14 protein-coding genes are annotated in these 13,086 nt (G+C 53.9%); 5 read left to right on the top strand and 9 right to left on the bottom strand.

What is annotated here, in order from left to right; genetic code table 11:
* Window positions 1–63: 63 nt before the first annotated feature.
* From ahcY to TRICHSKD4_RS06315, 7 genes are all read right to left on the bottom strand, one after another.
* Window positions 64–1,452, bottom strand: a complete 1,389-nt coding sequence (gene ahcY, locus TRICHSKD4_RS06345; protein ID WP_009466648.1) for an adenosylhomocysteinase — start codon at window positions 1,450–1,452, stop codon at window positions 64–66.
* A gap of 301 nt (window positions 1,453–1,753) precedes the next feature.
* Window positions 1,754–2,035, bottom strand: coding sequence for an HPr family phosphocarrier protein (locus TRICHSKD4_RS06340; RefSeq protein ID WP_009466647.1), 282 nt, complete (start codon window positions 2,033–2,035; stop codon window positions 1,754–1,756).
* Between the two features lie 8 nt (window positions 2,036–2,043).
* Window positions 2,044–2,448 carry a PTS sugar transporter subunit IIA gene (locus TRICHSKD4_RS06335; protein ID WP_009466646.1) on the bottom strand — a complete coding sequence of 135 codons (405 nt, stop codon included), beginning with the start codon at window positions 2,446–2,448 and terminating at the stop codon, window positions 2,044–2,046.
* Window positions 2,449–2,549: 101 nt separating this feature from the next.
* Complete coding sequence (locus TRICHSKD4_RS06330; protein WP_009466645.1) at window positions 2,550–3,017, bottom strand: HPr kinase/phosphorylase; 468 nt, start codon at window positions 3,015–3,017, stop codon at window positions 2,550–2,552.
* 2 nt (window positions 3,018–3,019) lie between these two features.
* On the bottom strand, window positions 3,020–4,822 hold the full coding sequence (locus TRICHSKD4_RS06325) for a sensor histidine kinase (RefSeq protein ID WP_009466644.1): 1,803 nt from the start codon (window positions 4,820–4,822) through the stop codon (window positions 3,020–3,022).
* A gap of 11 nt (window positions 4,823–4,833) precedes the next feature.
* The gene (locus TRICHSKD4_RS06320; RefSeq protein WP_009466643.1) at window positions 4,834–5,532 is read right to left on the bottom strand and encodes a response regulator transcription factor; all 699 of its coding nucleotides are present in this window, start codon (window positions 5,530–5,532) and stop codon (window positions 4,834–4,836) included.
* A gap of 171 nt (window positions 5,533–5,703) precedes the next feature.
* Complete coding sequence (locus TRICHSKD4_RS06315; protein WP_009466642.1) at window positions 5,704–5,937, bottom strand: hypothetical protein; 234 nt, start codon at window positions 5,935–5,937, stop codon at window positions 5,704–5,706.
* Between the two features lie 61 nt (window positions 5,938–5,998).
* Here TRICHSKD4_RS06315 and TRICHSKD4_RS06310 point away from each other — a divergent pair, with 61 nt between their 5' ends.
* The 5 genes from TRICHSKD4_RS06310 to TRICHSKD4_RS29095 all read left to right on the top strand — a co-directional run bounded on the left by TRICHSKD4_RS06310 (window position 5,999) and on the right by TRICHSKD4_RS29095 (window position 10,905).
* Window positions 5,999–7,609: a phosphoenolpyruvate carboxykinase gene (locus tag TRICHSKD4_RS06310; RefSeq protein ID WP_040616442.1), complete on the top strand. Its 1,611-nt coding sequence runs from the start codon at window positions 5,999–6,001 to the stop codon at window positions 7,607–7,609.
* Window positions 7,610–7,729: 120 nt separating this feature from the next.
* A complete protein-coding gene (locus tag TRICHSKD4_RS06305) occupies window positions 7,730–8,080 on the top strand; it encodes an XdhC family protein (protein ID WP_009466640.1) in 351 nt (116 codons plus the stop codon).
* Window positions 8,081–8,097: 17 nt separating this feature from the next.
* Window positions 8,098–8,787, top strand: coding sequence for an XdhC family protein (locus TRICHSKD4_RS06300; RefSeq protein ID WP_009466639.1), 690 nt, complete (start codon window positions 8,098–8,100; stop codon window positions 8,785–8,787).
* Window positions 8,787–10,406: an NTP transferase domain-containing protein gene (locus TRICHSKD4_RS06295; protein WP_009466638.1), complete on the top strand. Its 1,620-nt coding sequence runs from the start codon at window positions 8,787–8,789 to the stop codon at window positions 10,404–10,406. The genes TRICHSKD4_RS06300 and TRICHSKD4_RS06295 overlap by 1 nt, the downstream gene beginning before the upstream one ends.
* Before the next feature lie 295 nt (window positions 10,407–10,701).
* Complete coding sequence (locus TRICHSKD4_RS29095; RefSeq protein WP_083782744.1) at window positions 10,702–10,905, top strand: hypothetical protein; 204 nt, start codon at window positions 10,702–10,704, stop codon at window positions 10,903–10,905.
* Between the two features lie 228 nt (window positions 10,906–11,133).
* Here TRICHSKD4_RS29095 and TRICHSKD4_RS06285 read toward each other — a convergent pair whose 3' ends face one another.
* Together TRICHSKD4_RS06285 and atpD are read right to left on the bottom strand one after the other, a co-directional pair.
* Window positions 11,134–11,541 carry a F0F1 ATP synthase subunit epsilon gene (locus TRICHSKD4_RS06285; RefSeq protein WP_009466636.1) on the bottom strand — a complete coding sequence of 136 codons (408 nt, stop codon included), beginning with the start codon at window positions 11,539–11,541 and terminating at the stop codon, window positions 11,134–11,136.
* Between the two features lie 99 nt (window positions 11,542–11,640).
* A complete protein-coding gene (gene atpD, locus TRICHSKD4_RS06280; protein ID WP_009466635.1) occupies window positions 11,641–13,065 on the bottom strand; it encodes a F0F1 ATP synthase subunit beta in 1,425 nt (474 codons plus the stop codon).
* Window positions 13,066–13,086: the final 21 nt, after the last annotated feature.

Genomic DNA, 13,086 nt, shown 5'->3' with positions numbered 1-13,086 from the left:
TAACCTTTTAAAATTTGGCCGATTCCGGAAGACCACTAAATATAGAGTCTGCCGGATTCAAAATCAGTATTTGTAGTGCTCAGGCTTGAAAGGACCGGATTGACTGATCCCCAGATAATCAGCCTGCTCCTCTGACAGTTCTGTCAATGTTACACCGAGCTTTTCAAGGTGCAGACGTGCGACTTTTTCATCGAGATGCTTCGGCAGCACGTAAACTTCGTTCTGATATTGGTCACCCTTTGTGTAGAGCTCGATCTGCGCCAGAACCTGATTGGTGAAGCTGGCGGACATTACGAAGCTTGGGTGACCCGTTGCGTTACCGAGATTGACGAGACGTCCTTGGGACAGAAGGATCATACGTTTCCCATCCGGGAACTCGTACATGTCCACTTGGTCCTTCACCGGGCGCAGCTTGGTGTTCTTCAGGGCTGCAACCTGGATCTCATTATCAAAGTGGCCAATGTTACAGACAATCGCCATATCCTTCATACCACGCATGTGGTCGAAGGTGATGATGTCCTTGTTGCCCGTTGCAGTGACATAGATATCACCTTCAGGCAGAGCCTGTTCCATGGTCTTGACTTCAAAACCGTCCATTGAGGCTTGAAGCGCACAGATCGGGTCGATTTCAGTCACGATAACGCGTGCCCCGGCACCGGCCAGAGATTGGGCAGAGCCCTTACCAACGTCACCATAACCACAAACAACGGCGACCTTGCCGGACATCATAACGTCCGTGCCACGGCGGATACCATCTACCAGAGATTCACGGCAACCATAGCGGTTGTCGAACTTGGACTTGGTAACACTGTCGTTCACGTTGATGGCCGGAAACGGCAGCAGGCCTTTTTTCTGCATTTCATAAAGACGCAGAACACCCGTGGTAGTTTCTTCAGAAACGCCCTGGATGAGATCACGCTGCTTCGTGAACCAGCCCGGGTTTGCAGCAAGACGCTTTTTGATCTGCGCAAACAGAGCTTCTTCTTCTTCCGACGACGGGTTTTCGATCAAGGCGGTTTCGCCTGCTTCAACACGCGCACCGATCAAGAGGTAAAGTGTTGCATCCCCGCCATCGTCGAGGATCATGTTCGCCCCTTCCGGGAAGTCGAAGATCTTGTCCGCATAGGCCCAGTATTCTTCGAGAGTTTCACCCTTGATGGCGAAAACCGGAATGCCAGCAGCTGCGATAGCTGCTGCAGCCTGATCCTGCGTAGAATAAATGTTACAGGATGCCCAGCGAACTTCAGCGCCCAGTGCAACGAGGGTCTCGATGAGAACTGCTGTCTGGATCGTCATATGAAGGGAGCCGGCGATCCGCGCACCTTTCAGTGGCTTCGCTTCACCAAACTCTTCACGACAAGCCATCAGGCCCGGCATTTCGTGCTCGGCGATTTCAATCTCGGTCCGGCCCCAATCTGCGAGGCTAATGTCTTTGACGATATAATCAGTCATGTAGATGTCCTGAGTGGTTGTCGGCCTTTGCCGAGCAGGTGATTCAGGCCGGAGAAATACCTCCAAACCCAATCTTTTCAACGCAGAAAGGCGCAGCCTTCCCTATCGACTGAGCGGGGTTATACCGCGCGCCACTCTTTACTTCAATAAAGACATAAAGAAATCTTTATATCAATTGCAATTTCTACAAAACGGGGTTGCCAATCCGTTGCTGTAAAGCCTCTCATTCATTTCAGTTTGCCAACCAAATAGAATGAAATGTGCTCATGCAGCTTCTAGTCTTCAAAGGAAATAGAGCAGGTCAGTCGACTTCGCCGAACCCGTCGCAGACAAGATCAGAGATTGCAGCGAGTGCGGTTTCCGCATCTTCACCTTCGACCTTAACGTGAATCGAACACCCGCGGCTGGCAGCCAGCATCATCAATCCCATGATGGACGTTCCCTCAACGGTCTGCCCATCCTTGGAAACGAAGACCTCACTTTGGAAGGCCTCTACCAGCTTGACGAGTTTTGCGGACGCGCGGGCATGAAGGCCACGTTGATTGACGATTTCTAGGTCTTTTTCGAGCACGGCGGGGTTCATGAATAGGTTCAGTTCTGACCAGACAATACCTGACTTGCCACAGAAATGTATTTTTGTCCCGCCAAACGCGCTTCATCAACGGCTTCAGATAACGGCCGGTCCACGCGGACACTCGCTAATTTGATGAGCATTGGAAGGTTTACCCCAGCCACAACTTCAACCGACGCACCGTCCATGACGGAAATTGCAAGGTTGGAAGGCGTGCCACCGAACATATCAGTGAGCAGAACAACGCCCTGACCGGTGTTGGCCGCTTCCACGGCAGACAGAATATCCTGCCGACGCTTTTCCATATCGTCATCGGGACCGATGGAAATGGTTTCCACTTGCTCTTGCGGGCCAACAACATGCTCCAGCGCGGCCTTGAACTCCTCTGCGAGGCGGCCGTGGGTCACGAGTACAAGTCCGATCATGGGTTCAGCGATCCGGTCTCTTTAATAAACATGGGTTCAACGCGGTCGGCGTACTGTCGACAACCGGTTCTCTGGTTGCAAGTAAAATCGAACGACCCGCCCTAAAAGTAGTCGGGGCACTTGGGGAAAAGACGCCGTATCACCCAGCGAAGACGGCGAATTCCTTCATCGAACCTATTTTCCGCCAGACGACACACGGGCAGTGAGATGTTTTCAAGATACTCTGAGGTCAATTCAGTATCAGGCAGACGCTCAATTCCAGAAAGTGGCTGTAGGTCAACCACAAGATCCATCACCGCCTCTCGCGCATAGGCCGTTTCGATAATGCCAAGACCGCGCACTTCCAGCTTTCCGGCAAGTGGCGGAGGCGGAACAGCGATCACCCTGCCCTGCGCAGACGACAGCAGGACACGATCATCGGCCACCCACGCAGCGTAATGCCCCTTGTTGCAGCTCGCTTCCACAAGGCGGTCGCAGAAACTCGACTTTCCGGCTGCAGACGCCCCGCGGACCAAAATGCCAATGGTGCCCAAAACCACCGCACTGGCATGGATCGTCGACCTTGTCATTATTAGGTCTCTACCGGTAAGCGGATGAGAAAACGGGCGCCGGCGATCTGCTTATCTTGTGTTTCATCTCGGCGGTTCTCGGCCGTTATAATGCCGCCATGCGCCTCAATGATCTGGCGCGAGATCGACAGCCCGAGTCCGGAATTGTTGCCAAAGCCTTCACCTTCCGGCCTGTCAGTATAGAAGCGCTCAAAAATCCGGGCTGTATTCTCGGCGCGAATGCCCGGACCGTCATCATCGACAGTTATCTCTGCCCATCTGCCTTCGCGGCGCAATCCAATCCGAACACCGCCGCCGACTTCGGAGAACGATTGAGCATTGTCGATCAAATTGCTGATCACTTGCCCTAACCGGATGTCGTGCCCTTGCACCTCATAAGGATTTGTACCGGCAGCATCCGCGATTGTCAGACTAACACCAGCCCGCTCGTCGCCCGTGCGTTGATTAACAGAATCGGCAATCGCCCGAAGCAATGCGGCCAAATCAATTGGCTCCGCCTGCGCGCGTGCAAGCTCGGCATCCAGACGCGACGCATCTGAAATGTCACTGATCAACCGGTCCAGCCTGCGTACATCATGCTGAATGACCTCAAGCAACCGTTCCCTCGAGTTTTCAGACTTTGCCAGCGGCAAGGTTTCAACCGCGCTGCGGAGAGACGTCAGCGGGTTTTTCAACTCATGGGCCACATCGGCTGCAAATTGTTCAATCGCGTCAATCTTGTTGTAGAGCGCGTTGGTCATGTCACGGAAGGACCGCGCCAAATGGCCAATCTCGTCCTGACGATCAGCAAAATGCGGGATTTCCTGTCGGGTGTTTGACCCTTTTCGAACCCGATCAGCTGCTGCAGCCAAACGGCGCACTGGTCCAGCAATCGTTCCGGCCAGCAGGATCGACAGCAAGATCGTAACGGTTGCTGCGACCAGAAAGACCCGCATGATGGCAATCCGCTCAGCGCGTACGATAGCATCAATGTCGCCGCCTTGCGTCGATAGAAGAAGCGAGCCTAAAACAGCGCGAAACCGCTGAATGGGCACAGCAACGGAAACAATCAGCTCACCGCGTTGCGACACCCGAACAACGCTCGCAGGTGTGCCGGTCAGCGCAGCTTCCACTTCCGGGTAGGCGCGCCCATCACCGGGACCAACTTCTTCATAGAGCGGAAGTTCGCCTTGACGGAACCAGAGTTTCAAGGCTTCCCAGCTTTTCTCGATGACCCTCGGTTCTTCAGTCACGGGCGGAGGAAGATCAAACCGAAGGATCTGCGCGCTTGAATACAGATGCCGGGAATCAATGATGAGAATGCCTTCCGGGTCATAGATCCGCGCCCGAGTTTTTGTTGGCGAAATCAGACTGCGCAGAACCGGTCCGACGCGCTCCGGGTTGACCGGAAAATCAAGCGTATCGAGATCATCCCCGCCAGGCGCGATGCTCTCACCTGCTTGCAGCTGCAGCAGGCGTTCCGGATCAACCGTGATCGCACCGGTATCAACGGTCGCAGAGGCTGCAATTGCCCCTGCAATGATTTCACCTTGTGTGAGCAGGCTCTGCACACGAGCATCAATCAAACCGGCTCGAAACTGATTGAGATAAAGAATACCGATCACCAACGCGATCAAACCGACCAGATTGATGGCGATGATTCGGCGTGTCAGTGAAGAAAGGACATAGGTGCCGAAGACCCGGCCAAATTGCGAGAGCATGCGGCGGCGCAGGCGGCGATTTCCAAACCTGCGCAGCTGGGATCTGTCGGTGCCGCTTGCCGCGGACCGAGTGGCCTGATCTTCATTCTCACTTTCAACCGCCATGGAAACGGTCTTCAGACCTCCCTGAACCGGTAACCGACGCCATAAAGTGTTTCGATCATATCGAAGTCGTCGTCTACCATCTTGAATTTCTTGCGAAGACGCTTGATGTGGCTGTCGATTGTCCGATCGTCAACATAAACCTGATCGTCATAGGCCGCATCCATCAGTGCATTCCGGCTTTTGACAACGCCTGGACGTTGCGCAAGCGACGACAGGATCAGGAATTCCGTGACCGTCAACGTCACCGGTTTGTTGTTCCATGTGCAGGTATGGCGCTCTTGATCCATAACCAAAAGACCGCGCTCCAGAAGTTTTTCGGCATCCGGACGCGGCGCGCTGGCATCTTTTGGTTGCGCACGGCGCATAACGGCTCGGACGCGCTCGACCAAGAGACGCTGGGAGAACGGTTTGCGGATGAAGTCATCAGCCCCCATCTTCAGGCCGAACAGCTCATCGATCTCATCATCCTTGGACGTCAGGAAGATGACCGGCAAGTCTGAACTCTGGCGCAGGCGACGCAACAGCTCCATGCCATCCATGCGCGGCATCTTGATATCGAAGATGGCGAGATCAGGCTTGTCGGATTGAAGTCCATCAAATGCAGAAGACCCGTCTGTATAGGTCTGCACTCGGTATCCTTCAGATTCCAGCGCGATTGATACGGACGTCAAAATGTTTCTGTCGTCATCGACCAGGGCAATTGTCGGCATGTTGTATCTGTTCCGTTCACGAACTCTACGGGCGTACGGTCTTCTGGAAGACGCAGTGTTCTCTTGGCGCTCCAATTGCGCATAAAATAAGGCAATCACTTGTGACTACACTCTTTCGCCGCCGATCAGAAGCCTTTGCCGCCGTATTTCACGATTTTGGCCCTTCAAGCGTCAAGTTTGGGCCGTGATTTCGTCTTTGCGGTAAACGCGCAAAAGCAATTTTGCGTCTTCCAACACATTGGCAAGCCTGTAGCTCGCTATTATTTCGGCCCCTAAATTAATTATTAAATCGATCAAAAAATTATTTAATCGATTAAAGCCGGACGTAAGGGCCCCGCCCATCTTGTTGCAGTTTTCTGCATCCTTTACGGTCGTCAGCCTTATCGGCAAAAAGCGCGGGCTCATCAGTTTGCCCCTATCCCGATGAGACAAATGAAGCGACCCAACTCACAAGGACTGCGGGATCATGCTCGAACTAGGCGTCAGGAATCCGTCGCATGGTATTGAAACCTTCGGATTGAAGAATCTGAACGGTATTTATTGGAACCAGAGCGAGCCTGCGCTTTATGAGTATTCACTCTCGCGCGGTGAAACAAAACTGGCCGCTGGCGGCGCACTTGTCGCTGAAACCGGCGTGCATACGGGTCGGTCTCCGAAAGACAAATTCGTTCTGGAAGACGATGTGACCCGCGAGACCGTCTGGTGGGACAACAACCAATCAATTCAACCGGAGCAGTTTGAAACACTTCTTGCTGACTTCCGCGCCCATGCAGAAAACTTGGATCTATTTGCCCAAGACCTTTTCGGCGGCGCCGACCCCAAACACCGTTTGAATGTGCGTGTCTACACCGAGTACGCTTGGCACTCCCTTTTCATCCGGAACCTGCTTCTACGCCCCGACGTTTCTGAGCTGGCCAGCTTTGTCCCGGAAATGACAATCATCGACCTGCCAAGCTTCAAGGCAGATCCTGCCCGTCACGGCTGCCGAAGCGAAACCGTGATTGCCTGCGACTTTACCCGAAAGATCGTTCTGATCGGCGGCACTTCCTATGCCGGAGAAATGAAGAAGTCGGTTTTCACGTTCCTAAACTATTTGCTGCCGGCCAAGGGCCTTATGTCCATGCATTGCTCAGCCAATGTTGGCGACGCAGGCGACACAGCTGTCTTCTTCGGCCTATCGGGCACCGGCAAGACAACCTTGTCTGCTGACCCAAGCCGCACACTGATTGGCGATGACGAGCATGGCTGGAGCGAGGATGGCGTCTTCAATTTTGAAGGCGGTTGCTATGCCAAGACTATCAAACTGTCCGCTGAAGCCGAGCCTGAGATCTTTGCCACCACTCAGCGATTTGGCACGGTTTTAGAGAATGTAACCCTAGACGATCAGCGCGTACCGGACTTTGACGACGGTTCAAAGACGGAAAACACCCGTGCCGCTTACCCGATCCACTTCATTTCAAATGCCAGCAAGACGGGTCAGGCTCCCGTTCCAAAAACAATCATCATGCTGACGGCCGATGCGTTTGGGGTTCTGCCTCCCATCGCAAAGCTGACACCAGCTCAGGCGATGTATCACTTTCTATCCGGCTACACCGCAAAGGTGGCCGGAACAGAGAAGGGTGTAACTGAACCGCAGGCGACCTTCTCTACGTGCTTCGGGGCTCCTTTTATTCCGCGCCATCCGTCTGAATACGGAAACCTGTTGCGCGACCTGATTGCAAAGCATGACGTAAACTGTTGGCTGGTGAATACCGGTTGGACAAGTGGTGCCTATGGTGTCGGACACCGCATGCCGATCAAGGACACGCGCACACTCCTTCACGCTGCATTGGACGGGTCCCTGAACGGTGCTGAATTCCGGACGGATGCCAATTTTGGATTTACCGTACCGGTTGAGGTTACCGGCGTAGATGCAGCTATCTTGAACCCGCGCGAAACATGGTCCGATCAAAAGGCTTATGACGCTCAAGCTGCAATGCTTGTTCAGATGTTCATCGACAATTTCGGCACATTTGAAAGCCACGTTGACGGCGATGTGCGTGATGCGGCTCCAGTGGTTCAGGTCGCTGCGGAATAAGTATTCCAAAATCCGATTGAACGAGGCGGCAGGGCACACCTGCCGCCCTTTGTTCTTTTGGCCCGCTTTTTTCTTCCCTCTGGAGGGCTATATTGTCAGTTCATGAAGGAGCAGGCACCTATGGCGCAAGATACCACGTCCCCATCACAAGACATCCTGTCAACGGCAGAACTCTGGGTAAAATCAGGGCGAAACGTTGCCGTGGCGACGGTGATTGAAACATGGGGTTCCGCGCCGCGTCCTGTTGGTTCCCATTTGGTCATCGATGAAGATGGCAATTTCGAAGGGTCCGTGTCCGGAGGCTGCGTCGAAGGCGCTGTTGTTTCGGAAGCGGTGGACGTGATCGAGACCGGTGATCCGGCCTTGCTCGAGTTTGGTGTAGCAGACGAAACAGCCTGGCAAGTTGGTCTCTCCTGCGGAGGACGCATACGGGTCTATGTCGAACCGCTCATTTCTTCCAAACATTCTTAAGTCGGACCAGCGCTGCAATGGACCTTTCGCTCCTCTCCCGCCTCAACGAAATTCGTGCAGCGCGCGGAGCTGCCATTCTCATCACGGATTTGGAAACTGGTCACCAGCGCCTCATTCAAAGCGGTCAAGATTGTACCGGTGACCCGCTGGAAACTGAACTTACAAAGCGGTTTCACTCTGGAAAATCAGGAACCATTGAGACCAAAACCGGGAACCATTTTCTCACAGTTTCCGTTCCTTCTCCCCGTCTTGTCTTGATTGGAGCCGTGCACATTACGCAGGCCCTTGTTCCTATGGCCGAACTTGCCGGGTTCGACGTCACCGTCATCGATCCGCGGACAGCGTTTGCAACGGAGGATCGTTTTCCCAGTGCCACGCTGAAGGCCGATTGGCCCGAAGAGGTTCTGAAAAACGAGCCTCTTGACGCTTATACCGCGTTAGCGGCCGTCACCCATGACCCCAAAATAGATGATTTCCCGCTGCAAGCGGCGTTAAAGGCGGGGTGCTTTTATGTCGGTGCACTTGGCAGCCGCAAGACCCATGGCAAACGGCTCGACAGACTACGTGACAATGGCGTGACTGAGACCGACCTTGCACGGATCGAAGCCCCCATTGGTCAGGATATTGGCGCCGCCTCGCCTGCAGAAATAGCAGTCGCCATACTTGGATCGGTCATCAAGGCTCTTCGTAAGCCGGGGACCGTTTAATGGAATTCGGAGTGGTTCCAACGACTGAGGCGAAAGGATGCGTCCTCGCCCACTCCACCAAGGTGAATAGCAGCGACGGCACCTCTAAAACGTTCAAAAAAGGCCGTGTTCTGAGCGAGAATGATGTTGCTGCTCTTTTGAAATCCGGCATCAACAAAGTATCGGTCGCCCGCCTTGCCCCGGACGATGTAAATGAAGATCAGGCTGCTGATAGGCTGGCGCGGGCTGCCAATGGTGGCGGGTTGATTCTGGATACACCGTTTACGGGGCGTGTAAACCTGCATGCTGATTGTGCAGGCCTGCTTGTGGCCGATGAAGCTGCGGTCAATTCACTGAACCGTATTGATCCCGCGATTACTCTCGCGACTTTACCAAACTACACGAAGGTCGGTGCTGGCCGGATGGTGGCAACCGCAAAGATCATTCCCTTTGCCGCCTCAAACCGATCTGTTCGTGAAGCAGAAGAAAAGATACAGGCGGCCCTGGCCGTCAAACCTTTCCATCCGCATAAGGTCGGGCTCGTTGCAACAACATTGGACCACCTGAAACCATCAACAATGGACAAGACACGCCGCGTTCTTGAGGAGCGTCTTGAAGCGAGTGGCAGCTGTGTGATCGCAGAAAAACGCGTTCCGCATTCAACGGAAACTGTCGCATCTACCATGCAAGAGCTTTTGAATGAAGGGGCAGAACTTCTTATTTTGTTTGGTGCTTCGGCAGTTGTTGATCGGCAGGATGTCCTCCCAACAGCGATCGAGCACGCCGGTGGTCGCATCCTTCATTTTGGTATGCCAGTGGATCCCGGCAACCTGCTTCTCCTTGCCGACCTTGATGATGTTTCTGTCATTGGTGCGCCGGGCTGTGCACGCAGCCCTAAGGAAAACGGGTTCGACTGGATACTGGACCGCGTCCTTGCGAAGATACCTGTTGCTTCCGATGACATCACCCAAATGGGTGTCGGCGGCCTGTTGATGGAGATTGAAAGTCGGCCCCAGCCACGCGAACCCGCCCTCCCGTTGGTCGCCCCACGCATCGGCGCAGTGGTCTTAGCTGCGGGTAAGTCGAGCCGTATGGGAGCGGCCAACAAGCTCCTAGTTCATCTAGATGGAAAACCAGTCTTGACGCATGTGCTCGATGCCGCACAGGCTGCCAAATTCGACGAGATCGTAGTCGTGACCGGCCATATGCGTGAGGATGTTGCCGATCTGGTTGGAAATACGCCGGTTCAGCTGGCGCACAACCCGCATTTTTCCGACGGGATGGCCTCTTCGATCAAAACCGGTGTCACTGCGCTTTCAGATGATTTGGATGGTATCATTATCCTTCTCGGGGATATGCCGAACATCTCCGAAGATCACCTTAACGAGATGCGCAGTGCCTTTCAGAAAAGTGGCCAACAGATTGTTGTAGCGACAGCTAATGGAAAACGCGGTAACCCCGTACTTTGGCACAAGCGCTTTTTCGATGACCTGAAAAAGCTAACCGGTGATATCGGCGCGCGGCATTTGATTGCAGAACACATTGATACTGTTCACGAAGTTGAAATTGGTTCGTCTGCGCGGATTGATCTTGATACACCAGAAGCACTTTTAGCCGCAGGTGGAATTCTGCCAGAGTAATCCGGCGAGCTCGTTCAAGATTCACATTGTGTATTCGGCAAGCAGTAAACATATACTTAATAATACCATTCGATATGCGGCCAACGCAGGGCACTTATTCGTTTCGGACTATTGCATTTTTATGACAACGCCTTTATCTAACCTCCAGCGTTTGCTGAAGGGCAGTCACGACAGTGGCATCACCGTGACGACAAATCGCAACATCCATATTTGACCGAAAGCTGTTCGGATCCTTTCCTCCCAAAAGGATGCTCGAGCGTTTTCTGTTTGCGTCTTGAGGAAGAGGAAATCGACAATGGATAGCTTGAGCCTTCCGCGTCCTGGCTGCTGCAAGTGGGCAGAAGGTGATGCTGGCAATTACACATTCCCATGCTCTAACCGTGTAGAGGCTGGCGTGTCTTATTGCGAAGAGCACAGCTCGATCGTGTACATCCCGCCAGAGGAGCGTCGCCGCAGCCGTTCCGGTGGCGCGCCGATGACTTTCCGCCGCGCTGCCTAAGGGCCCCGGCACAAGAGTCATAAGCTGCTTGAAAATAAAAGCATACCTGCATGGTACAACATGCAAACTTCTAACCCGGCCCTTTTGGCCGGGTTTATTGTTTCTTGTGGCATCGCAGCCGTAGTCCACGCTTTTGCCGAACGAACCAAATACCCAGGCTTAGAATGCAAAAAACGCGGCCTGGTAGGAGCCGCGTTCTTCAAATACAGAAAAGTTTAGATCTTTGAATCAGGCGGCTTTAAAAGCCTCTGCCACATCCTTTAACTGAGACAGGTGCATGGAAGCTTTTTGACGGGTTTCGTCGTCCTTAGCGTCCGCAACATCTTCTTCAGCATTCTTAATCTGTTGGTTCAGATCGTCCGCACTGATCTCTGAAACCGGTGTTGCGCGTTCTGCCAAAACAGTCAGCCCATTTGGGCCTGCATCCGCGAACCCACCACGCACGAAGTATTCAACCCAAGCGTTCCCGTCCTTACGGACTTTCAGGATGCCCGGCTTGATCGTGGACATGAACGGGCTGTGGTGCTTCAGAACGCCAAATTCGCCATCGGTTCCCGGTACAACTACCTCAAGAACCTCTTCGGACAGCAAGAGATGCTCCGGTGAGACCAGTTCAAACTGAAATGTATCGGCCATTTGGCGTCTTTCCTATCAGTCGAATACACGAAGAACCCATTGATAGGACCCTTCTAACTGGAGATCCGGCGCGTTTTCCGCGCCGGAGGTCCTGATGGATTAAGCGGCTTCTGCAGCCAGCTTCTGTGCCTTCTCGATGGCTTCGTCCATGGAACCAACCATGTAGAACGCCGCTTCCGGAAGGTGGTCGTATTCGCCGTTGACGAGACCCTTGAAGCCCTTGATGGTGTCTTCCAGAGCAACGAGCTTGCCCGGAGAACCGGTGAAGACTTCAGCAACGAAGAACGGCTGGGACAAGAAGCGCTCGATCTTACGAGCACGCGCAACTGTCAGCTTGTCTTCTTCAGACAGCTCGTCCATCCCGAGAATGGCGATGATGTCTTGAAGAGCCTTGTAGCGCTGCAGTGTCACCTGAACCGCACGTGCGGTTTCGTAGTGTTCTTCACCAATGATGTTGGCGCTGAGCATACGGGACGTGGAGTCCAGCGGATCCACCGCCGGGTAGATGCCTTTTTCAGCGATCGAGCGGTTCAGAACCGTGGTCGCGTCCAAGTGAGCGAAGGTGGAAGCAGGCGCCGGGTCGGTCAAGTCATCGGCAGGCACGTAAACGGCCTGAACAGACGTGATGGAACCCTTGTGTGTCGTCGTAATACGCTCCTGCATGGCGCCCATGTCGGTTGCCAGTGTCGGCTGATAGCCCACAGCAGAAGGAATACGGCCGAGAAGTGCGGACACTTCGGAACCAGCCTGCGTAAAGCGGAAGATGTTGTCCACGAAGAACAGAACGTCCTGACCCTGGTCACGGAAGTCTTCCGCGATTGTCAGACCAGTCAGTGCCACACGAGCGCGGGCTCCGGGAGGTTCGTTCATCTGACCGTAAACGAGTGCAGCTTTGGAACCTTCTCCGCCGCCTTCCTTGTTCACGCCGGATTCGATCATCTCCCAGTAAAGGTCGTTTCCTTCACGGGTCCGCTCGCCCACACCAGCGAATACGGAGTAACCACCGTGCGCCTTAGCAATGTTGTTGATCAGTTCCATGATCAAAACTGTCTTGCCAACGCCTGCGCCGCCGAACAGGCCGATTTTACCACCCTTTGCGTACGGTGCGAGAAGGTCGACGACCTTGATGCCCGTTACAAGGATTTCAGCTTCCGTGGACTGTTCGATGAACTCGGGAGCGTCCTGGTGAATTCCGCGCTTGTCGTCGTGCTTGATTTCGCCAGCTTCATCAACCGGCTCACCAATCACGTTCATGATGCGGCCCAGCGTGCCTACGCCAACAGGCACGGAAATTGGAGCGCCCGTGTCGACAACTTCCTGTCCGCGCACCAAGCCTTCGGTTGCGTCCATTGCGATGGTACGAACGGTGTTCTCACCGAGGTGCTGCGCAACCTCGAGAACCAGGCGCGTGCCCTGATTGTCCACTTCAAGAGCGTTCAGGATCAGCGGCAGGTGGTCATCGAACTTGACGTCGACAACGGCGCCGATGACCTGGGTCACCCTTCCGACATTCTTGTCAGCCATATCCCTATCCTTGTCTCGATA

Source organism: Roseibium sp. TrichSKD4, assembly GCF_000148725.1.
GTDB lineage: Bacteria > Pseudomonadota > Alphaproteobacteria > Rhizobiales > Stappiaceae > Roseibium.
This window is presented reverse-complemented; position numbering and strand designations above follow the sequence as displayed.

Coding starts and splice junctions, on each gene's coding strand:
- ahcY (WP_009466648.1), bottom strand. CDS start 1,452: ATGACTGATTATATCGTCAAAGACATTAGCCTCGCAGATTGGGGCCGG.
- TRICHSKD4_RS06340 (WP_009466647.1), bottom strand. CDS start 2,035: ATGAACCCCGCCGTGCTCGAAAAAGACCTAGAAATCGTCAATCAACGT.
- TRICHSKD4_RS06335 (WP_009466646.1), bottom strand. CDS start 2,448: ATGATCGGACTTGTACTCGTGACCCACGGCCGCCTCGCAGAGGAGTTC.
- TRICHSKD4_RS06330 (WP_009466645.1), bottom strand. CDS start 3,017: ATGACAAGGTCGACGATCCATGCCAGTGCGGTGGTTTTGGGCACCATT.
- TRICHSKD4_RS06325 (WP_009466644.1), bottom strand. CDS start 4,822: ATGGCGGTTGAAAGTGAGAATGAAGATCAGGCCACTCGGTCCGCGGCA.
- TRICHSKD4_RS06320 (WP_009466643.1), bottom strand. CDS start 5,532: ATGCCGACAATTGCCCTGGTCGATGACGACAGAAACATTTTGACGTCC.
- TRICHSKD4_RS06315 (WP_009466642.1), bottom strand. CDS start 5,937: ATGAGCCCGCGCTTTTTGCCGATAAGGCTGACGACCGTAAAGGATGCA.
- TRICHSKD4_RS06310 (WP_040616442.1), top strand. CDS start 5,999: ATGCTCGAACTAGGCGTCAGGAATCCGTCGCATGGTATTGAAACCTTC.
- TRICHSKD4_RS06305 (WP_009466640.1), top strand. CDS start 7,730: ATGGCGCAAGATACCACGTCCCCATCACAAGACATCCTGTCAACGGCA.
- TRICHSKD4_RS06300 (WP_009466639.1), top strand. CDS start 8,098: ATGGACCTTTCGCTCCTCTCCCGCCTCAACGAAATTCGTGCAGCGCGC.
- TRICHSKD4_RS06295 (WP_009466638.1), top strand. CDS start 8,787: ATGGAATTCGGAGTGGTTCCAACGACTGAGGCGAAAGGATGCGTCCTC.
- TRICHSKD4_RS29095 (WP_083782744.1), top strand. CDS start 10,702: ATGGATAGCTTGAGCCTTCCGCGTCCTGGCTGCTGCAAGTGGGCAGAA.
- TRICHSKD4_RS06285 (WP_009466636.1), bottom strand. CDS start 11,541: ATGGCCGATACATTTCAGTTTGAACTGGTCTCACCGGAGCATCTCTTG.
- atpD (WP_009466635.1), bottom strand. CDS start 13,065: ATGGCTGACAAGAATGTCGGAAGGGTGACCCAGGTCATCGGCGCCGTT.